At 72.0% G+C, this 19,973-nt stretch carries 21 protein-coding genes; 9 read left to right on the top strand and 12 right to left on the bottom strand.

Features of this window, described 5'->3' with window-relative positions:
- Positions 1 to 22: 22 nt before the first annotated feature.
- From AC5L30_RS22420 to AC5L30_RS22400, 5 genes are all read right to left on the bottom strand, one after another.
- On the bottom strand, positions 23 to 1,489 hold the full coding sequence (locus AC5L30_RS22420; RefSeq protein WP_494869602.1) for a sensor histidine kinase: 1,467 nt from the start codon (positions 1,487 to 1,489) through the stop codon (positions 23 to 25).
- Positions 1,482 to 2,174, bottom strand: a complete 693-nt coding sequence (locus tag AC5L30_RS22415) for a response regulator transcription factor (RefSeq protein ID WP_124822475.1) — start codon at positions 2,172 to 2,174, stop codon at positions 1,482 to 1,484. The genes AC5L30_RS22420 and AC5L30_RS22415 overlap by 8 nt, the downstream gene beginning before the upstream one ends.
- Before the next feature lie 93 nt (positions 2,175 to 2,267).
- Complete coding sequence (locus AC5L30_RS22410) at positions 2,268 to 2,774, bottom strand: hypothetical protein (protein ID WP_238662381.1); 507 nt, start codon at positions 2,772 to 2,774, stop codon at positions 2,268 to 2,270.
- A gap of 111 nt (positions 2,775 to 2,885) precedes the next feature.
- Positions 2,886 to 3,899: an aminoglycoside phosphotransferase family protein gene (locus tag AC5L30_RS22405; RefSeq protein WP_494869601.1), complete on the bottom strand. Its 1,014-nt coding sequence runs from the start codon at positions 3,897 to 3,899 to the stop codon at positions 2,886 to 2,888.
- Between the two features lie 59 nt (positions 3,900 to 3,958).
- Positions 3,959 to 5,131, bottom strand: coding sequence for a thiolase family protein (locus tag AC5L30_RS22400; protein WP_357223351.1), 1,173 nt, complete (start codon positions 5,129 to 5,131; stop codon positions 3,959 to 3,961).
- Positions 5,132 to 5,243: 112 nt separating this feature from the next.
- Here AC5L30_RS22400 and AC5L30_RS22395 point away from each other — a divergent pair, with 112 nt between their 5' ends.
- On the top strand, positions 5,244 to 5,672 hold the full coding sequence (locus tag AC5L30_RS22395; protein ID WP_494869599.1) for a PH domain-containing protein: 429 nt from the start codon (positions 5,244 to 5,246) through the stop codon (positions 5,670 to 5,672).
- Positions 5,673 to 5,676: 4 nt separating this feature from the next.
- On the opposite strand, the gene AC5L30_RS22390 is transcribed toward AC5L30_RS22395, so the two are convergent.
- Together AC5L30_RS22390 and AC5L30_RS22385 are read right to left on the bottom strand one after the other, a co-directional pair.
- A complete protein-coding gene (locus tag AC5L30_RS22390) occupies positions 5,677 to 6,585 on the bottom strand; it encodes a rhomboid family intramembrane serine protease (protein ID WP_494869598.1) in 909 nt (302 codons plus the stop codon).
- Positions 6,586 to 6,679: 94 nt separating this feature from the next.
- Positions 6,680 to 7,210 (bottom strand): peptidylprolyl isomerase, encoded by a 531-nt coding sequence (locus AC5L30_RS22385; protein ID WP_091396894.1) that lies wholly within the window; start codon positions 7,208 to 7,210, stop codon positions 6,680 to 6,682.
- A gap of 84 nt (positions 7,211 to 7,294) precedes the next feature.
- Between AC5L30_RS22385 and AC5L30_RS22380 the strand changes: the two genes are divergently transcribed.
- A complete protein-coding gene (locus AC5L30_RS22380; protein WP_494869597.1) occupies positions 7,295 to 8,074 on the top strand; it encodes a hypothetical protein in 780 nt (259 codons plus the stop codon).
- Positions 8,075 to 8,190: 116 nt separating this feature from the next.
- On the opposite strand, the gene corA is transcribed toward AC5L30_RS22380, so the two are convergent.
- From corA to AC5L30_RS22360, 4 genes are all read right to left on the bottom strand, one after another.
- Positions 8,191 to 9,339, bottom strand: coding sequence for a magnesium/cobalt transporter CorA (gene corA, locus AC5L30_RS22375; protein ID WP_494869595.1), 1,149 nt, complete (start codon positions 9,337 to 9,339; stop codon positions 8,191 to 8,193).
- A gap of 323 nt (positions 9,340 to 9,662) precedes the next feature.
- On the bottom strand, positions 9,663 to 10,757 hold the full coding sequence (locus tag AC5L30_RS22370; protein ID WP_494869594.1) for an aminotransferase-like domain-containing protein: 1,095 nt from the start codon (positions 10,755 to 10,757) through the stop codon (positions 9,663 to 9,665).
- 106 nt (positions 10,758 to 10,863) lie between these two features.
- Entirely contained in the window at positions 10,864 to 11,322 is a 459-nt protein-coding gene (locus AC5L30_RS22365) for an ester cyclase (protein WP_494869593.1), read from the bottom strand.
- Between the two features lie 83 nt (positions 11,323 to 11,405).
- Positions 11,406 to 11,798 (bottom strand): CBS domain-containing protein, encoded by a 393-nt coding sequence (locus AC5L30_RS22360; RefSeq protein WP_210782688.1) that lies wholly within the window; start codon positions 11,796 to 11,798, stop codon positions 11,406 to 11,408.
- Positions 11,799 to 11,907: 109 nt separating this feature from the next.
- Between AC5L30_RS22360 and AC5L30_RS22355 the strand changes: the two genes are divergently transcribed.
- The 5 genes from AC5L30_RS22355 to AC5L30_RS22335 all read left to right on the top strand — a co-directional run bounded on the left by AC5L30_RS22355 (position 11,908) and on the right by AC5L30_RS22335 (position 15,686).
- The gene (locus AC5L30_RS22355; RefSeq protein WP_494869592.1) at positions 11,908 to 12,360 is read left to right on the top strand and encodes an NUDIX domain-containing protein; all 453 of its coding nucleotides are present in this window, start codon (positions 11,908 to 11,910) and stop codon (positions 12,358 to 12,360) included.
- On the top strand, positions 12,357 to 13,124 hold the full coding sequence (locus AC5L30_RS22350) for a hypothetical protein (protein ID WP_494869590.1): 768 nt from the start codon (positions 12,357 to 12,359) through the stop codon (positions 13,122 to 13,124). Before AC5L30_RS22355 ends, AC5L30_RS22350 begins: the two co-directional genes overlap by 4 nt.
- A gap of 78 nt (positions 13,125 to 13,202) precedes the next feature.
- Positions 13,203 to 13,934 carry a phosphocholine cytidylyltransferase family protein gene (locus AC5L30_RS22345; RefSeq protein WP_494869588.1) on the top strand — a complete coding sequence of 244 codons (732 nt, stop codon included), beginning with the start codon at positions 13,203 to 13,205 and terminating at the stop codon, positions 13,932 to 13,934.
- Entirely contained in the window at positions 13,922 to 14,989 is a 1,068-nt protein-coding gene (locus tag AC5L30_RS22340; protein WP_494869587.1) for an iron-containing alcohol dehydrogenase family protein, read from the top strand. The genes AC5L30_RS22345 and AC5L30_RS22340 overlap by 13 nt, the downstream gene beginning before the upstream one ends.
- Positions 14,964 to 15,686, top strand: coding sequence for a CDP-alcohol phosphatidyltransferase family protein (locus AC5L30_RS22335; protein WP_494869585.1), 723 nt, complete (start codon positions 14,964 to 14,966; stop codon positions 15,684 to 15,686). The genes AC5L30_RS22340 and AC5L30_RS22335 overlap by 26 nt, the downstream gene beginning before the upstream one ends.
- A gap of 204 nt (positions 15,687 to 15,890) precedes the next feature.
- Here the strand turns inward: AC5L30_RS22335 and AC5L30_RS22330 are convergent, their stop codons facing one another.
- Positions 15,891 to 17,162 (bottom strand): glycosyltransferase family 4 protein, encoded by a 1,272-nt coding sequence (locus AC5L30_RS22330; RefSeq protein ID WP_494869584.1) that lies wholly within the window; start codon positions 17,160 to 17,162, stop codon positions 15,891 to 15,893.
- 80 nt (positions 17,163 to 17,242) lie between these two features.
- Between AC5L30_RS22330 and AC5L30_RS22325 the strand changes: the two genes are divergently transcribed.
- Both AC5L30_RS22325 and AC5L30_RS22320 read left to right on the top strand, forming a co-directional pair.
- Positions 17,243 to 18,103 carry an Fpg/Nei family DNA glycosylase gene (locus tag AC5L30_RS22325; protein WP_494869582.1) on the top strand — a complete coding sequence of 287 codons (861 nt, stop codon included), beginning with the start codon at positions 17,243 to 17,245 and terminating at the stop codon, positions 18,101 to 18,103.
- Between the two features lie 263 nt (positions 18,104 to 18,366).
- On the top strand, positions 18,367 to 19,938 hold the full coding sequence (locus AC5L30_RS22320; RefSeq protein ID WP_494869685.1) for a sugar transferase: 1,572 nt from the start codon (positions 18,367 to 18,369) through the stop codon (positions 19,936 to 19,938).
- The last annotated feature ends 35 nt before the right edge of the window (positions 19,939 to 19,973 follow it).

Raw genomic sequence — 19,973 nt, 5'->3', positions numbered from 1 at the left:
CCCGGGAACGACGAGCGGAGCGTCAGGCCGACGTTCGGGTCAGGTAAGGATCACCGGGCAGCCGGACCGTGAAGGCGGCGCCGCCCTCCGGCGCGTGCCCCGCGGCGATCTCCCCGCCCAACCGGCGGACCAGCCCGGCGGCGAGCGCCAACCCCAGTCCGCTGCCCACCTTGCGCACCCCCCGGTAACGCTCGTGCAGCGCGCCGCGTTCGAAGGCCACCGCCAGGTCGTCGTCGGTGAAGCCGGGCCCGCCGTCGCGAACCTCGAACACGCCGCCGTGCGCCGGGTCCGCGCCGGCCGGCCGGACCGCGAGCACCACCGGCGACCCCGGGGGTACGACCCGCAGCGCGTTCTCCAGCAGCCCGTCCAGCACCTGCCGGATCCGCCCCGGATCGGTGTACGCGGGCACCGGCCGACCGGGCGTCTCCAACCGGAACGGCACCCCGACCGCCGCGCACCGACCGGACCAGGTCGGCTCGGCCTCGGTAGCCAGTTGGGTCAGGTCCACCGGCACCGGTTCGAGGGGGAAGTCCGCGGCCTCCAATCGGGCCAGTGCCAGCAGATCACCGATCAGTCGGTCCAGGTGTTGGGCCTCGGTCAGCATGGTCCGACCGGTGTCCACCGTGTCGTCGGCACCGAGCACCCCGTCGGCGAGCGCCTCGGCGTACCCCCGGATCGCGGTCAGCGGGGTGCGCAGCTCGTGCGAGACGGAGAGCAGGAACTCCCGCTGTCGGCCCTCGCTGGTGGCCAGTGCGGCGGCCAGCCCGTTCAACGCCTCGGCCAGGTCGGCGACCTCGTCCGGCGGCTCGACCGGCACCCGGACGGCGCGGTCACCCGCGCGCAGCCGGGCGGCGGCGGTGGCCGCGACCCGGATCGGCCGGGCCAGCCGGCGGGCCAGCAGCAGCCCGGCCACCACACCGGCGGTCAACCCGGCCAGCAGCGGCAACCAGAGACTGAGCAGCACCCGGGCCCACAGCCCGGTGGCCAGCGGACGGGAGAGCACCACCCCGTTGCCGCCGGGCAGGGCCCGACCCTCGACCAGGGCCCGCTCACCGTTGACCAAGCGGCGGGCCGACACGTTGCGGCCCTGCCCGATCCGCTGCACCACCCGGGGTGGCAGACCCGCCCGGTCGACCGCCCCGCGCCGGATCAGGTATGCGTCGATGCCCTGGTCACGCAGTTGCTGGATGAGCCGCTCCTCGTCGGCGCTGCGGCCCCGGTCGAGGCGGGTCCGCAGCACCTCGGCCGCGAGCCGGGCCTGGGCGGCGAGCGCCTCCTGCTCGCCCCGCTCCGCGCCACGGATCGCCAACGGCACCGCCACGATGGCGGTGACCAGCACCGACACCAGCGCCACCGCGCAGGTGACGAGCACCGCGCGGGCGGTCAGCGTACGGCCGAGTCGGCCTCGTCGAGGTGCGGCGGGTGGGGTGACGCCGACCAGCGGCAGGGCCATGGTCGGCGACTCGACGGGCCCGGGGTGGTCAGGCATCGACCGCGTACCCCACGCCGCGATGGGTCCGGATCACGCTCGCCGGGCCGAGCTTCGCGCGCACCTGGGCGACGTGCACGTCCACCGTCCGGGTGCCGGCGTGCGCCGCGTAGCCCCAGACCCCGGCCAGCAGCTCCTCCCGAGTGAAGACCCGGCCGGGCCGGGCCATCAGGTGAGCCAGCAGGTCGAATTCGGTGGAGGTGAGCTGCACCGGAGCGCCGGCCGCGGTGACCGTGCGGCGGGCCGGGTCGAGCGTCACCGGGCCGACGACACGTGGTCGGTCGGCGCCCTCCGGGCCGCCGGCGGATCGGCGCAGCACCGCGCGCACCCGGGCGACCAGCTCCCGTGGGCTGAACGGCTTGGTGACGTAGTCGTCGGCGCCCAACTCCAGGCCGACGATCCGGTCCACCTCGTCGTCGCGGGCGGTGAGGAAGATGACCGGAGTCCAGTCGCCGGCCTCGCGCAGCCGGCGGCAGATCTCGGTGCCGGGCAGGCCGGGCAGCGCGATGTCTAGGACGCAGGCCACCGGGCGCAACCGGCGGGCCGCGCTCAGACCGGCTTCGCCGTCACGTTCCAGGTGGACGCCGAACCCGTCTCGGGTGAGGTAGAGCCGGACCAGGTCGGCGATGGCCGGCTCGTCCTCCACGACGAGGACGAGCCCGCGATGCGGTGGTTCGACGGTCACCGGCCCATGATTGCCGACCCGGAGGGCTCGGGGCGATCGGCGCGTGTTCGAGTTCGGTAAAGGCGGCGTTGCGTCGCCCGATGCGGTGTCAGCTCACCAGGACGGTGCGAACATCCCGGGCCGCGCGACGGCCGGTGCGTCACCGATGCTGGCGACGACCCGCGCGCCGGGCGGCCGTAGGCGGGTCCGGAACGCCTGGTTGAGCAACGCGTCGAGCTGCCAGACCTGCTTCGGGTGGCTGGTCCGGATCAGGAACCGCTCACGGATCCCGTCGATCGCGGTGGCCGCCATCTCGACCGACTGGAGCCGCGGGTCCGGGCTCCAGGTGACGTTGCTCAGCTCGCGCAGCTCAGTGTTGAGGTGCAGGCGCAGTCGGTGCAGGAGGCGGGTCTGCTGGGTCACCACCAGCCGACGGTGAGTGAGAAGTAACAGGTAGTCGCCGGTGACCGGGCGGTCGGGGCGGCTGCAACGGGTGACCAGGATGGTGGCGTCACCGGAGCCGACGCAGCGCCGGAAGACCGGCATGTGCCGGCTCACCGTCTGCACGGCCAGGCCAGCCTCAGCGGCGGCCGGGAGGAACGTTCGGGAGAAGACGTCCATGACCTGCCCAACGACGTCCTCACCGGGGTGACGTGGGTCACGGACTTTTTTTGGAAGTTCCACGCCGCCTGTCGCACTGCCTGTCCGACTTCCGACCCGGACGGATCATGGTCAGGAGTTGGGCTGCAGTGGACTGGCGGCGAACAGCTCCTCCAGCCAGCCCGGGACCGCGTCGGCGTACTCGGCGCGGGACTCCTCGGTCGTGTCCAGTGCTCGACGCCAGGACAGCGACCGGCTCACCGGCCCCAGGCCGATCGCGAGGTCGGCGGCCTCGACGAGGGTCCGGCGGTCGTACCGGTCGGTCCAGGGCTCCAGGTAGGCGTCGCGCAACCGCACCAGTTGGGCGTCGTCGGCGGCGAGCTTCCGGGCGTGCCCGATGGAACGCAGGGTCACCAGCAGCGTGCCGAACGGGTGCGCCACCGAGGCGTCGCCCCAGTCGAAGTAGCGGTACCCGGCCTCACCGGCGAAGACGTTGCCGTCGTGCAGGTCGTCGTGTTGCACGGCGGCCGGAATGCCGATGTCGGCGAGTCGGCGGCACCGCTGCGCGTACGACGGCAACTCGGCCCGCAACCGCTCGTGCAGCTCCGGGCTGAGCCCGCCCTCGACGCCGATCAGCAGCGCCTCGTGATCGTCGAGCAGCTCGGCGAAGAGGCCGGCCAGCACCTCCGGACGTTGATCCGGCACACCCAGGGCGACCAGCTCGTCGACGCGCGACGCGCTCGCCAGTTGCAGCGCCGCGTACCCGGGCAGCGCCCGTTCCCAGTGCGCCAGATCGGGGTCGCGTGCCAGCACGTCGCGCAACGACTCGCCGCCGTCGGGCAGCAGCGACCAGCCCTGCGCCGGGTCCACCGCGATCGGGGTCAGCACCCGGTCGGGCGTCAACTCGGCGAGCGCCGCGATCAGGACCGCCTCGTGCACCGTGCCCGGGTTGTTGGCCTTGAACCAGACCGGCCCGTCGTCGGTGGGCACCCGCCAGACCAACGACCAGGGCCGCAGCCGAGGCTCCACCAGCCCGGTCACCCGTCGGCCGGCCCGGCTCAGCTGCGCGTCGACCCAGGACCGGGCCCGCACCTGCCACTGCTCGCTGGACCAGTCAGGGGTGCGCTCACCGGCGATCGTCGTCACGCTGGGCACCTTAGGTGGCCGTTCCGCGTCGAGGCGAGGCGTTTTCCCCCGCCCGCGGGTCAGACCAGCTCGACGATGGTGGCGTTGGCCATGCCGCCGCCCTCGCACATGGTCTGCAGCCCGTAGCGGATGCCGTTGTCCCGCATGTGCTGGAGCATGGTGGTCATGATCCGGGCACCGGAGCCGCCGAGCGGGTGACCGAGGGCGATCGCCCCGCCGCGCGGGTTGAGCCGCTCCGGGTCCGCCTCGGTCTCCGCCAGCCAGGCCAGCGGCACCGGGGCGAACGCCTCGTTCACCTCGTACACCCCGATCTCCTCGATGCCCAGCCCCGCTCGGCGCAGCGCCTTCGCGGTGGCCGGGATGGGTGCGGTGAGCATGGTGACCGGGTCGTCGGCGGCGACCACGGCGGTGTGGATCCGGGCCAGTGGGCGCAGGCCGTGTCGGCTGGCCCAGTCGGAGGTGGTCACCGCGAGGGCCGCGGCACCGTCGGAGATCTGGGACGCGGACCCGGCGGTCACCACCCCGTCGGCGCGGAACGGGGTGGCCAGCTCGCCGAGCTTCTCCAGGGAGGTCTCCCGGCGGATGCCCTCGTCGGCGGCGAACTTGCCACCGTCGGCGAGCGGCACCGGGGTCAGCTCCGGATCGAACGCGCCAGCGTCCTGCGCGGCGGCTGCCTTCTCGTGGCTGGCCAGCGCGAACTCGTCGAGCTGGGTACGCGAGAGGCGCCACCGTTGGGCGATCAGCTCGGCCCCGACCCCCTGGTTGAACGGCAGCGGCGCGTCGTCGGCGAAGCCCTCGACGCCCCGGTAGCGGGCGCGCAGCTGGTCACTGAACGGCATCCCGCCGGCCACACTGGAGCCCATCGGCACCCGGGTCATCGACTCGACACCGCCGGCGACCACCAGGTCAGCCTGGCCGGAGAGCACCGTCGCGGCGGCGAAGTGCAGGGCCTGCTGGCTGGAGCCGCACTGCCGGTCCAGGGTGGTGCCGGGCACCGTCTCGGGCCAGCCGGCGGCGAGCACGCCGTTGCGGGCGATGTTCCACGACTGCTCGCCGACCTGGGACACGCAGCCCCAGAAGACGTCGTCGACCTGGGCCGGGTCGAGCCCGGTGCGCTCGGCGAGGGCGCGCAGCACGTGCGCCGAGAGGTCGACCGGGTGGACGCCGGCGAGGCTGCCCTTGCGCCGCCCGACCGGGGTACGTACCGCGCCGACGATGACCGCGTCACTCATGTTTACTCCCCGGTAACTTGGGCTGCCCCGATCTTACGTCCTCCATCGACCGGTCGTCCGGCCACACCTGCACGAGGTGCCGTAATCCGACGGCCGCTGGCATGCTGGGCGGGTGAATGAGACCTCCCCGGCACAGCAGTGGCGGGTGCCGTCGAGCCTGCCGGCGGCGAAGTTGGCCGGCGCCGTTCTGCTCGTCGCGCTCGGGCTGCTCTTCGCCGACGGCGACCCGGTCCGCCTGGCGGTGGCCGCCCTGGCCGGCGCCGCGCTGGCCGGCTGGGCGGCACGTGACCTGGTCGCGCCGGTCCGGTTGGCGGTGGACCCGGCCGGGCTCACCGTCATCCACGGCTTCGCGAGCCGGCGGCTGGTGCCCTGGTCGGCGGTCGAGGCGATCGCCGTCGACCGGCGACCCCGACTCGGGCTGACCAGCGAGACCCTGGAAATCGACGCGGGCGACTCGCTGCATCTGTTCGGCCGGTACGACCTGGGGGCCACCCCGGAAGAGGTGGCCGCCGTGCTGCGGGCTGCCCGCCCGAACCCCTGATCTGTCAGGTGAGCAGTGCGGCGGTCCGGACGAGCACCAGCGCGAGCAGGATCAGCAGGATGATCGCCCCACCGACGACCTGCACCAGCGTCCGCCGAGCACGCGGCGCGTACGCGAGCACCAACGCCATCAACGCGCCAACCACCAGCCCACCCAGGTGCCCGGGGATCGAGATGCCCGGCACGGCGAGTGTGAACACCAGGTTGATCACCAGGATCGGGATGATCCGGGAGATGTCCCGGCCCAGCTTGCGCTCGATGATGATCAGCGCGGCGAAGAGACCGAACACGGCGGTCGACGCGCCGACGGTGGCCGCCCTCGGGCTGCTGAACAGGTAGGCGGCGACGTTGCCGCCGAGGCCCGCGATCAGGTAGAGCGCGGCGAACCGCACCCGCCCGAGGTTGGCCTCCAGCGACCGACCGAGCACCCACAGCGCCCACATGTTGAGCAGCAGATGAAGCACGCCGTAGTGCAGGAACATCGCTGTGACCAGCCGGTACCACTGGCCCTCGGCGATCCCGCCGAGTGTGTAGTCGGAGAGGTAGGCCCGGCCGAGCACCGCACCCCACTCGGTCAGCGGCGTGCTGCCACCCATCAGGCCGCCGAAGCCGCCGCCGACCGCCGCGTCCCCGCCCCGGGCGGAGGCGATGGAGAGCAGCAGGAGCAGCACGTTCACGGCGATCAGGGCCTTGGTGACATAGCCGTGCCGGCCGGCCGTACCGCCGCCGAAGGCGGTACGCGCCGGCCGGACACTGCGACGCCCCTCGTTGACGCACTCCGGGCACTGGTGCCCGACCGAGGCATCCCGCATGCAGTCCGGGCAGATCGGCCGGTCACAGCGGGTGCACCGGACGTAGGTCTCCCGGCCGGGGTGCCGGTAGCAGACCGGGGTGGTCGGCGGAGACTCGCTCACCGGGCCGACCCTCCGTCCGCCACCACACGGTCCACCGGCACCGGCCGTGCTCCGGAGCGCTCAATCATGCGAGCAAAGGTACCTCGCCAGTCGCTCAGGAAGCGGACCGCTCGATCTCGACCCGCTCGATGACGACGTCCTGCAGCGGACGGTCGCTCGGACCGGTCGGGGTGTTCGCGATCGAATCCACGATCTTCACCGACTCCTCGTCGGCGACCTGGCCGAAGATGGTGTGCCGGTTGTTGAGGTGCGGCGTCGGGGACACGGTGATGAAGAACTGCGAACCGTTGGTGCCCGGTCCGGCGTTCGCCATCGCCAGCAGGTAGGGACGGTCGAACCGCAGCTCCGGGTGGAACTCGTCGGCGAACTTGTAGCCCGGTCCGCCCCGGCCGGTGCCGGTCGGGTCGCCCATCTGGACCATGAAACCGCTGATCACCCGGTGCGAGATGGTGCCGTCGTAGTACGGACCACTGCCCGGCTGACCGGTGCGCGGGTCGGTGTACTCACGGTTGCCCTCGGCCAGGTCGACGAAGTTGCGGACGGTCTTCGGCGCGTGGTTGGGGAAGAGCTCCAGCCGGATCGGGCCAGCGTTGGTGTGCAGGGTGGCGTAGACAGCCTCGGCCACGGGTACTCCTCACTCGTTGGTCAGTTCCATGCGGATCCTCCCATGTGCCCGATCTGGCATCGCGGAGGCATCCGAAGGTGGAGGATGACGAAGGAACAACTCCCAGGAGGTAGGACCGTGTTTGGATTCGGGCGGCGTAAGTCCCAGGGACAGCTGGCCAAGGCCGAGCTGAACCAGAGCATCAGCCACCTGATGCTGGCAGCCAATCACGCCGCGAAGGGCGCTGGCGCGACCGTCGGCCCGCGGGTCCAGGTGGCCCGGGGCTACGTCGCACCGACCGCCGCGAAGGTACGTGACCGGGCGTCGACCGGCTGGGGGACGACTCTCACCACGCTGGCACCGCTGGCGGCGGCTGCTCGTGACGGCGCCGCCCAGGCAGGGCCGCTGACCAGGAAGGCCAAGTCGAAGACCATGCGGATCACCGGTAAGAAGAAGCAGCCGCGCCGTCGCGGCTCGATGATGACCGGCCTGTTGGCGGCGGGTGCTATCGCCGGCCTGGCCGGTGCGGTCGCACTGCGTCGCCGCCGGGAGCAGCAGGAGTGGGCCGAGTACGACCCGACCCGCAGCACCCTGGAGCCGATGCGCGACGAGGTCGACTCGATCGAGGTGCGTACGCCGTCCGCCGCCCGGGGGTCCGACGGGTCCGCCATGTCCGGCGCGGCGGGGATGACCGGCGCGGGCAGCTCGGCGGTGGCCGGCGGCTCCAGCGCCAGCACCACCGCCCCGGCCAAGCAGACCGCCGTCCGCCCGACCGACAAGGTCCCGTCGGTCGCCGAGGGCGCCACCGACGCCTCCGGTCGGCCGACCGACGACCTCACCAAGGCGCTGGGCAAGGACACCGCCCGCACCAACGGCCGCCGCTGAGGTCAGCAGTAGCGCATCGGGCGCCGGCGGGTGGGTTCACCCCGCTCGTCGGCGCTTCGCGTCGGGTGGCGCTATCGCAAGATCAGCACGGGACGGCGCAGAGCACCCTTGCGCGGTCAGAGCCAGCCGTTGCGGCGGAACCAGCGGTAGAGGGCCAACGAGATGCCGAGCATGAGGGCGAGCACCACCGGATAGCCGTACGTCATCTTCAGCTCGGGCATGTTGTCGAAGTTCATCCCGTAGATGCCGGCGATGGCGGTCCAGACCGCGGCGATGGCCGCCCAGGCGGCGATCTTGCGCATGTCATTGTTCTGGTCGACGGTGACCTGGGCCAGCCGCGCCTGGAGGATCGAGTTCAGCAGGTCGTCGTAGGAGTTCACCTGCTCCACGGTGCGGCTCAGGTGGTCCTGCACATCCCGGAAGTACTTGCGGATCTCCTTGGGCACGTCCCGGTTGACCTGGGAGGTCAGCGTCATCAGCGGCCGTTGCAGCGGCACCACCGCCCGCTTGAACTCCACCAGCTCCCGTTTCATCTGGTAGATCCGCTGGATCCGACCATGGCTGTTGCGGTCGAAGACCTCGGCCTCCAGCACGTCCAGGTCGTCCTCGATCTGGTCGGCCACCTCCAGATAGAGGTCGACCACCCGGTCGGTCACCCCGTACGCCACCGCCCACGGGCCATGCAGCAGCAACTCCTGCTTGGTCTCCAGGTCGGCGCGGATCGGGGCGAGCCGGCAGGCATCGCCGTGCCGGACGCTGATCACGAAGTTCGGGCCGATGAAGAGCATCACCTGCCCGGTCTCCACCACCTCGGAGTTCTCGGTCAGCTCGGTGTGCTCGCAGTAACGGGCGGTGCGCAGCACCAGGAAGACGACGTCGTTGAACCGCTCCAGCTTGGGGCGCTGCTCGGCCTTGACCGCGTCCTCGACCGCCAGCTCGTGCAGGCCGTAGGTCTCCGCGATGGCGGTCATCTCGGCCAGCTCCGGCTGGTGCAGGCCGATCCAGACGAAGCCGTGCTCCTCGCGGCGGGCCGCTTCCAGCGCCTCCGCATACGTCCAGTCGCCGGGTTGCCGCTTGCCGTCGACGTAGAGCGCGCAGTCGACCACCGCGCTGCGGCCGGTGCCCGTCGGGGCCGGCACGGGCGGCGAGCCGTCGGCGTTGAGGATCCGGGTCATCGCCCGGACCGGGGAGGGCCACGCCCGAGGTCGCAGGCCCCGACCGGTGGTCGACGGTGCCGTCCGGTCCCGCTCTGTCCGATCCGTCATCGCGTCACCTCCCGCGCTCAGCTGCGGCTTGCAGGCTACGCCGATCACGGTGGAGGACCGGTGTGACGGCGGTCGCGTGGAGGCGGCGCCGGGCGGGCCGGGCCGCATCGGGGGGTGTGCGGGGGACGACACGGCCCGCCCGGCACCTGTGGGGGCGGGAGGTTGTGCTGCCGCGTCAACCCGGGCGGGGCCGGCCCGGAGGCCGGGCGGTGAGCTCCGCAGCTGACGGGGTGACGCTCGCAGCATTGTGGGCCAGCCGGCCGCCCGGAGGGGAGCCCCGGGACGGCCGGCATCGTCGTTCTGTCAGGAACCCGACAGACAATTCAGCTGCGGACGGCCTCGACGGCTTCCGCGAGCCGCCGGACGCCCTCGTCGATCCGGTCGGCGGTCACCGCCGAGAAGGCCAGCCGGAGAGCGTGCCGCCCGCCGTCGAGCACGAAGTCGCTGCCCTTGACCACGGCGACCCCGCGCTCGGCCGCCGCCGGGGCGAGCCGGTCGACCAGCACGTCCTCCGGGAACTCCACCCAGAGGAAGTAGCCGCCGTCGGGCTCCACGAACCGCGCCTGCGGCAGGTGCCGGCGCAACGACTCGGCGAGCACCTGGGCCCGCTCGCCCAGCGCCGCCCGGACCGTCTCGATCGAGCGGTCGATGTCACCGGAGACGCAGAACTGGTGCACGATCGCCTGGGACACCATGCCGGGGGAGATGTAGAGGCTTGTCGCGTTCTTCGCGATGGAGGCGATCAGGTCGGCCGAGCCGACCAGGTAACCGACCCGCACCCCCGGGCAGACCGTCTTGGTGAAGCTCGACGCGTGCACCACCACGTTGCGGGTGTCCAGCGAGAGCATCGACGGCAGCGCCTCACCACGGAAGCGGATGTCCGCGTACGGGTCGTCCTCGAAGATCGTGAACTCGTACTCGGCGGCCAGGTCGAGCAGCTCGCGGCGCTTCTCCAGGGACAGCGTCATGCCGGCCGGGTTCTGGTAGTTCGGGATGACGTGCGCGAGCCGGGGTCGGACCCCCGACTCCAGCAGCTTGCGCAGCTCGGCAGTGTCCAGGCCGTCCGGCTGGACCGAGATGCCGTGCAGCTCGCTGCCCATCCGCTGGAGGTTGAGCAGCGTCCGGTCGTACGTCGGGCGTTCCACCACCACCGCGTCGCCGGGGCGGACCAGATGATCGAAGAGGAACGCGTCGGCCTGGAGCGACCCGTTGGTGACCAGCACCTGGTCGGCCTCGACCCCGTGCTTCTCGGCGATCCACTTCCGCAGCGGAAGGTATCCGACGGAGGTGCCGTACGCCGTCACCCCCGCGGGGTCGGCGTCGAAGGCGCGGACGGCGGCGGCCTTGAGCCCCTCGACATCGACGATGTCCAGCGAGGGAGCCCCACGGGCAAAGGAGATCAACTGCTCGGCGGTCATGGATGTTGAGCGTACGGGCGGCGGCGGGGAACGCGCGGTCGGCACGGCGATGTCCGCATCCTGAGCCACCGGGTCGGGTGACCCCACTCCACCGGTCGGCGGCAGATCAGACCGGAAGGGCGAGCGCGTCGTGCTGCGCGGCCCGGGAAAGTCCCTCCAGCTGCACGCCCAGCGCGTCGAGGAGCTGGCTCCAGTCAAAGTAGGAGCGCCAGGCGGTGATCCGACCCTTGCGGGCCCGGACCACGTCGGCCACCTCCCAGCTCACCAGCCGGCCGGTGGGCGCGACGGTGCCGTACGGCGAATGCAGGGTGCCGGTGTGGGTGCCGGTCAGCCGCAGCTCGACCGCGGCGCCACCGCCCGTGCGGACCGCGCCCATCGGGTCGACCCGCAGGTCTGCGAAGGCGCCGGTCCAGGTGCGCAGCAGCGCGGGCAGCTCGATCGGACGGACCGTCACGCCCGGCATGGCGTAGAACGCCTCCGGGGCGTAGAGATCCGGCAGCCGGGCCACGTCCCGACGCAGGAGCATGGCGTACTGCTGTTCGACCAGCCGCTCCGCGTCGCGCATCGGGACCTCCCTCACGGGCCACGGCATCTCCGCGCCCGCAAGGGATGTCTACCCATCGATCCCGCCCGGCACACCACCCCCGGTCAGGTGGTGGCGACCGCCTGGCTCTCCGACCAGACCCGCATGATGTCCCGGACGGAGATCACGCCGGCCACCTCCCGGCCGTCCAGCACCACCAGGTGCCGGAACCCACCCCGGGCCATCGCGGCGGCGGCCTCGGTCACCGTCCACTCCGGCCCCGCGTAGACCACGTCCCAGGTCAGGTGGGCGCCGGTGCGCTCCACGTCGCAGTCCAGGCCGGCGCCGATGGCCTTCAACACGTCGCGTTCGGTCATGATCCCCACACCCTCGGAGTCGGGGTCGATCACGACCGCCGACCCGACACCGCGGGCCGACATCATCCGGGCCGCCTGGCGGAGCGTGTGCTCCGGACCGACGACGAGGACCTGGCTGGACATCGCATCCCGTACCTGCATCACGCATCACCCCTTTGGGACGGTGGCATTCGGTACGGACATGGTGGTCGGTGGATGTTTCCGGGACAAGAGCGGCATCGCACAAGCTGCGGACGCTGGCTACTGTCGGATGGTGTCCACCGAGCCCCTGCGCTGCGCCGGCGCGCTGATCGTCGACCATGACGGCCGCATCTTCTTTCAGCGCCGCTCACCACACCGACGCCTGTTTCCCAACTGCTGGGACATTGTCGGCGGCCACCTGGAGCCGGGCGAGGACATCGACGAGGCGCTCCGCCGGGAGATCACCGAGGAGACCGGCTGGGTCCTCTCGCACGTCCTGGGCCAGGTGGGCGAGTACAGCTACGTCGGCGACGACGGCCTGGCCCGGACCGAGTACGACTTCCTGGTCCGCGTCGACGGTGACCTCGACCGCCCGACGCTGGAGGCCGGCAAGCACACCGAGTACCGCTGGCTGGCCGAGCACGAGGTGACAATGCTCGACGAGCACCGCGACGTCAACGACGGGCTGATCCGGCGGATCGCGGAGGAGGGCTTCGCCGTCCTGCGGTCGATCGGACTGTGAACACCGTCGAGTTGGCGCCGCACCGGATCGCCGGGCTGCTCGCACCGGCCGTGGACCGGACCTTCCGCGCCGGCATCCTGGCCGGCCGGGACGGTGGTGGCGCCGAGTTGTCCCAGCGCTACGGCGGAGTGACGGCCACCGGCTTCCTGGTCGACCTGCGCACCCGGCTGGCCGCACCCGGCGGCACGGTCGACGGGCCCGGGTTCGCGGCGATCACCCGCTACCACGACCCGGTCGCCTGCCGGCGGACCGTGGACAAGCAGGTGGCACACGGGATGATCTACCGCGGCCCGGACGGCGCCCTCTCCGCCACCGAGCGTGGCGCCGCCTTCCTCGCCGAGCTGTACCAGGTGCACGCCGAGGTCACCGAGGAGCTGTGGGCCGGTCACGACGACCGGGTGGCCCGGCTGGTCGCCCTGCTCGGCCGACTGCTGTCGTACGCCCTGGTGCTGGCCGACGAGGAGGGGGACCGAGGCGGCTCGGCCTTCGCCGCGCTGGCACCCCCGTACGAGCCGGACGGCACCCCGTCGGGCGTGCTGCTGCTCAACCGGCTCGGCACGCTGCGACACCACCGGGCCGACGCGCACGCCGCCGCCTGGACCGCCGCCGGGCACACCGCGACGAGCATCGCCGCCCTGCCAGCCGGCCCCGAGCGGCTCGCCATCGAGCTGGAGACCGACCGGCGGGCGGCCGGCCCGTACGCCGCGCTCAGCGCGGAGGAGCGCCTGACCATGCTGGCCGACCTGGCGGCGTTGCCCGGCTGACCCGGTTGGCCGGAGCGGTGCACCCGGCCGGGGCTATCCTCCAGCGGTGACCGGAGCAGGACGAGGGAGGATGTCGCGATGATCGGAATGGTGCTCGCGGCCGGAGCGGGACGACGGCTGCGCCCGTACACCGACACCCTGCCCAAGGCGTTGGTGCCGGTGGACGGCGAGGTGACGATCCTGGACATCGCGCTGGGCAACCTCGCCGAGGTCGGGCTCACCGACATCGTGATCGTCGTCGGTTACGCGGCGGACGCGGTCCGCGAGCGGCAGGCTGACCTGGAGAAGCGGTACGGGGTCACGCTCACCCTGGTGCACAACGACAAGGCCGAGGAGTGGAACAACGCCTACTCGCTCTGGCTGGCCCGGGAGTACTTCGCGCGCGGGGTGCTGCTGGTCAACGGGGACACCGTGCACCCGGTGAGCGTGGAGAAGACCCTGCTCGCCGAGCGCGGCCCGGGCATCCTGCTCGCCGTGGACACCCTCAAGCCGCTGGCCGAGGAGGAGATGAAGACCACCTTCGACGCCGCCGGCCAGCTCACCCGCATCACCAAGCTGATGGACCCGGGCGAGGCGTACGGGGAGTACATCGGCGCGACGCTGATCGAGCCGCAGGTCGCCGACGCCCTCGCCGACGCGCTGGAGGCGACCTGGCGACGGGACCCGAACCTCTACTACGAGGACGGCTACCAGGAGTTCTCCGACCGGGGCGGGGAGGTGCGGGCGGCGCCGATCGGTGACGTCCCGTGGGTCGAGGTGGACAACCACGCCGACCTGGCCCGCGCGCGGGAGATCGCGTGCCGCTACTAGCTCGGAGCGTCCTCACCCCGCTGCACATCGACGTGCGACGCGGGGCGGTCGCCGACCTGGGCGCGATCCTGGCCGACGGGCGGATCTCCTCCGGGGGTGACGTCGCGGTGGTGGTCGGCCCGGGTCAGGGCACCCAGATCGCGGAGCTGATCCGACCGTCGCTGCGTTCGGCGGACGTCTTCACCGTCTCCGGCGGGACGCTGGACGCCGCCGACGACCTGGGCGGCAAACTCCGCGCCCGGTCGTACGACGCCGTCGTCGGCATCGGCGGCGGCAAGACCATAGACGTGGCGAAGTACGCGGCGACCCGCCGAGGGCTGCCGATGGTGTCGGTGGCGACCAGCCTCGCCAACGACGGGATCGCCTCCCCGGTGGCCAGCCTGATCACCGACGGGATCAAGGGCTCCTACGGCGTGCACATCCCGATCGGGGTGATCGTCGACCTGGACTTCGTGGAAAGTGGCCCCGACCGGCACAACCGGGCCGGCATCGGCGACGTGATCAGCAACATCAGCGCGCTGGCCGACTGGGAGCTGTCCCGGCAGGTACGCGGTGAGCCGGTCGACGGGCTGGCCGCCTCGCTGTCCCGAGCGGGCGCCGAGGCGGTGCTCAACCACCCCGGCGACATGAGCGACGACGCCTTCGTGATCGTCCTCGCCGAGGCGTTGATCTCCAGCGGCCTGGCGATGGCGGTCGACGGCACCAGCCGTCCGTGCAGTGGCGGCTGCCACGAGATCATGCACGCGGTCGACTCGCTCTTCCCCGGCACCGCCTCGCACGGCGAACTGGCCGGGCTGGGCGCGCTGTTCTGCACCTGGCTGCGCGGAGACCTCCGCCGCTTCGGGGAGATGTCGGCCTGCCTGGCCCGGCACGGTCTGCCCCGGCTCCCCGCCGAGGTGGCGCTCACCGACGACCAGTTCATCGAGGCGGTGCAGTTCGCGCCGCGTACCCGGCCGGACCGGTACACCATCCTCGAACACCTGGCACTGTCGCCTACCGAGACCCGGGAGCGGCTGGCAGACTACGCCGGTGCAATCCGCGACCAGCTTGGCTGACCCCCGTCCCACCGTCGCCGACTTCCACCGGGTGAACCGGGGCGGCGGCCTGTTCAGCGAGTCGATCAGCCAGTGGCTGGGGGCCGTCTTCGCGCTCGTCGCCCAGCGGCTCGGGCTGCGACCGACCGCGTTGACGATCACCAACCTGGTGCTCGGGCTGGCCACCTCGGTCACCGTGGTGGCGCTCGCCGTCCCGGTCGCCGCCGGGGACGTACCGGCCTGGGTGGTCGGCCTGCTCGCCCTGGTCGGCTGGCAGGTGGCGTACTCCCTGGACTGTGCGGACGGGCAACTGGCCCGGGTGACCGGCCAGGGCAGCGCGGCCGGCGCCCGCGTCGACGTGCTCTGCGACGTGGCCGCGCAGATCGCCCTGGTGGCGGCCCTGGCCGCCACCGCCGTGGCGCAGGAGCCGGCCACGCCGACCTGGCTCGTGGCGACCTTCGCGGGCACCTGGATGGTCAACCTGGTGACGTCGGTGATGCAGGCTGGCCCGAACGCGGCCAGCATGGTCACCTCGACCTCGCTGCCGGTGCGCCTGGTGAAGCTGGTCCGCGACTACGGCGCGGTGGTCTTCGTGGCTGCCCTGGTGCTCGCCGTGGCCCCCGCGCTGGTCCTCTGGGTGATGGTCGCCTTCACCATCGTCAACGGCGGCTTCCTGCTGGCGAGCATCGCCTTCTCGGCCCGCGCCTCCCTGCGCTGAGCCACCTGCCCCTACCCTCACCCTCAACGCGCCGCCCGTCCGCAAGATCCACCCAACGTCCCCGAAGTTGCGGTGTCCGCCGCCAAGATCGCGCTTGATCCAGGATGTAGTGGCCTCGGAGCAGCCGGATGGGGACTACATCCTGGATCGAGCGCGATCAGGCCAGGCCGGGGGTCAGGGCGGCGCGGGCCGCCCGGACGAGGCTCAGACGTGGTTGGGGGTGCGGGCCAGGCCCGCGTAGATGTCGATGAGCTGCTTGGTGACCACGTCGGGGTGGAAGGTGCGCTCGTAGCGGGCGCGGGCGGCCAGGGTCAGCCCGGACGCACCGGCGCGGGCGACCGGCAGGGCGGCCGCGAGCGCGGCCGGCTCCGGGGCCACCACCCAACCGGCCTCGCCCAGGCCGATCCCCGCCGGCATGGGTGACCCGCCACCTCCCCCGGCGACCGCGGAGGCGATCTCGGCGGGCCCGGTGCCGGCGGGCTCGTGCGGGGCGTCCGCCCCGACCAGGTACGGAATGCCGCCCAACGCCGTACCGAGCACCGGCCGACCGCTCGCCAACGCCTCGATGATCACGGTGGGCAGCACGTCGTGCCACATCGCGGCGGCGATCACCACCGCGCTCGCCTCGACCGCGGCCTGCACACCCGCCCGGTCGAGCTGACCGAGGTAGACCACGTCGGGTCGCTCGGCGGCGGCTGCCTCCACGAGGGCGCGCAGCTCACCGTCGCCGGCCACCCGCAGCGTGCCCAGCGCACCCACCGGGTGCCGACGCCAGGCGTCCAGCAGCAGGTCGACGCCCTTCTCAGGGGAGAGCCGGGCCATGTAGAGGAACCCGTCACCGAGCGGCGCCGGCCGACCCGGGTCGGGTACGGAGTTCGGCTTCACCACGATGCGTTCGTCCGGAATGCCGTAGTCGCGGAGGTGGTCGGCGATCGCCGAGGTGAGCGCGATGTACCGATCCACCGAGCGCCAGGTGCCGCGGTGCACGGCCAGGGTGGTCGCCATCAGCGCGCTCTGCGCCGCCGAGTCGCGGTAGCAGCGGTGCTTGATCGCCGGCACACCCAACGCCCGGCCCTTGCAGTCCTGACAGATCACGCCGTCCCGGAAGTAGATCCCCGACGAGCAGACCTGCCGGTAGTTGTGCACCGTCTGCACCACCGGCACACCGTGCCGGTGCGCGGTCCGCACCACCCAGGGCGAGAGCAGAGGGTACGGGTTGTGCAGGTGCAGAACGTCCGGTCGGTGCTCGGTGAGCAGCCGGCTCAGGTCGTGCTGGGCGCGCGGCGCCCAGATCGGCGAGATCGGCAGCAGCGCCTTCGCCATCTTCGACATCGACGGGATCTCGTCCGAGCTGCGGATGAAGGGCAGCACCTCGACGCCAGCGGCGGTGAGCTGAGCGATCTCCGAGTCGACGATCGTGTTCTCACCGGACGGCTGGGCTTCCCGGTACCGGTTGTGTGCCACCACGATTCTCACGGAGCTCGCCTCTCGTTCGCGATTGCGGGACTCGCGAGCTCATTCCTCACGCTCACGGCAAAGAAGGCTACCGTTGTGTCGTGCCCGAACTACCGGAGGTTGAGGCGCTCGCGGGTTACCTGCGTCAGCGCGCGGTGGGGCGGCGCGTCGATCGGCTGGAGATCGCCGCGATCAGCGCCCTGAAGACGTACCAGCCGGCACCGACCGAGGTCGCCGGTCGGGCGGTGGTCGACGCCAGTCGGCACGGCAAGTTCCTCGATGTCCGCTTCGAGGGCGATCTGCACCTGGTGGTGCATTTGGCGCGAGCGGGCTGGCTGCACTACCGGGAGGCGTTTCCCGCCACCACCCCGCTGCGTCCGGGCAAGGGTCCGATCGCGGTCCGGGTACGCCTGGATGACGGTTCCGGCTTCGACCTCACCGAGGCCGGCACCCAGAAGAAGCTGGCCGCCTATCTGGTCACCGACCTCGCGGCGGTCCCCGGGGTGGCCAAGCTGGGTCCGGACGCGCTCGCCGCGGACCTGCCCACCTTCGCCGAGCGACTGCGGAGCCGGCGGGGGCAGGTCAAGGGGGTGCTGACCGACCAGGCGGTGCTGTCCGGGGTGGGCAACGCGTACTCCGACGAGATCCTGCACGCCGCGAAGCTGTCCCCGTTCGCGATCACCGATCGGCTCACCGACGCCCAGATCGCCACCCTGCACGCCGCCACCCGACAGGTTCTCGGCGACGCGGTCGAGCGGTCCCTCGGTCAGCGGGCCGCGGAGCTCAAGGGCGAGAAGCGCTCCGGGCTGAAGGTGCACGCCCGCACCGGGCTGCCCTGTCCGGTGTGCGGGGACACCGTGCGCGAGGTGTCGTTCGCCGACTCCAGCCTCCAGTACTGCCCGACCTGTCAGACCGGCGGCAAGCCGCTCGCTGACCGACGGTTGTCCCGCCTCGTACGGTGAGTAATTCCACTCCATGACTACGGAGCGGAATCACCCTCACTGAGCGGAAGCTCCGGTCCGCCCTTCTCGCCACACGCGCATCCATCGGTATAGTGGCCCGGTCCCCGGCTTCTGAAATGGTGCGGAGCCGGCCAGATCCCGCCAGCACCGTCGGTCGCCAATCTCCTTCGGGGCGGCGACCGGTCGGAGCACGCGTGGGAGACTGGGACGGTGGGCGACCGGGCCTTCACGGCGAGTGAGCGGCCCGTGTCATGCGGGAGGACATGGGTGAGGTGACGGCAAGCCTCCAGCGCCCGGTAACCAACGAAGGCCGGAGCAGACTCGTGCGGCACGTCGACAGCTTCGAGATCCAGCCGCCGACGCCGCCGTCCCACAACGGCGTACCCCGGTCGGCGTGGGCCCGAGCGCGACGCCGCGTCTCCCGCTGGCACCGGCCCTACACGGCGATCCTGCTGCTGCTCGACTTCGGCGCGGCGGCGTTCGCCAGCTGGATCGCGATCCAGCTCTTCGACCAGGCCGCCTCCGGGTTCTCCGGCACCAAGCAGGACCCAACCTGGTTCCACACCATCTCCTATCTGCTGCTCCCGCTCGGCTGGGTGATCATCCTCTGGAGCAACCGGGCCTACGACCGCCGCTACCTGGGGCTCGGCCCGGACGAGTTCAAGCGGGTGATCCGGGCCGGGGTGACGGTCGCCGCGAGTGTCTCGTTCCTCGCCTTCGCCACCAAGACCGAGTTGTCCCGCTGGACGGTCGGCACGGCGCTGCTCGGTGCCCTGCTGTTGATCCTGTGGGGCCGCTTCGTGGCCCGCTGGGCGCTGCACTACATCCGTCGGCGGGCCGGTCAGGCCGCGCACCGGATGGTGCTGGTCGGCACCCTGCCCGAGTGCCTGGAGGTCTACGCGGCGGTCACCCGCAGCCCGGCCGCCGGGCTGATGCCCGTCGCCATCCACATCACCGACGGGTACGCGGCGGCCCGAGGCATGCCGACCCCGGTTCCGGTGTACGCCGGGCGCGACGTCCTGGCCCTGGTCCGTGAGGTCGGTGGGGACACCATCGCCGTCTGCGGATCGGCCAGCGCCGAGCCGGGCGAGCTGCGCCGGCTGGCCTGGCAGTTGGAGGGCTCCGGCGTCGACCTGGTGGTCGCCCCGCAGCTGACCGACATCGCCGGCCCCCGGGTGCACATCCGGCCGATCGAGGGTCTGCCGCTGCTGCACGTCGAGGAGCCGACCCTCTCCGGGCCGGCGCTGCTGGCCAAGAACCTGATGGACCGGGTCGCCGCCGGTCTCGGCCTGCTGCTGCTGATCCCGCTCTTCCTGGCCATCGCCGTGGCGATCCGGATCTCCGACCCCGGGCCGGTCTTCTTCCGCCAGCCCCGGGTGGGGCACGAGGGGCGCACGTTCCGGGTGTGGAAGTTCCGGACCATGTACGTCAACGCCGAGGAGCGGCTGGCCAGCCTGGTCGACCGCAACGAGACCGACGGCATGTTGTTCAAGATGAAGGAGGACCCCCGGGTCTTCCCGGTCGGACGCTTCCTCCGGGCCACCTCGCTGGACGAACTGCCGCAGCTGATCAATGTGCTCTGGGGTGAGATGTCGCTGGTCGGGCCGCGCCCGCTACCGGCCGACGACGGTGACTTCCTGGGCGACGTCCGCCGCCGCCTGCTGGTCCGCCCCGGCATGACGGGCCTGTGGCAGGTCTCCGGCCGCTCCGACCTGTCCTGGGACGAGTCGGTCCGACTGGACCTCTACTACGTCGACAACTGGTCGCTCGCGTACGACCTGAGCATCCTGTGGCGCACGGTCGGGGTGGTGCTCGCCCGCAAGGGCGCGTACTAGAGGGTTGGCGCGCCGGCTCCCAGGGGCGAGGATCG

The sequence above is a fragment of the Micromonospora sp. BQ32 genome, from assembly GCF_059358895.1.
Note: the sequence above shows the minus strand (reverse complement) of the source record. Positions and strands in the feature narration are given on the sequence as shown.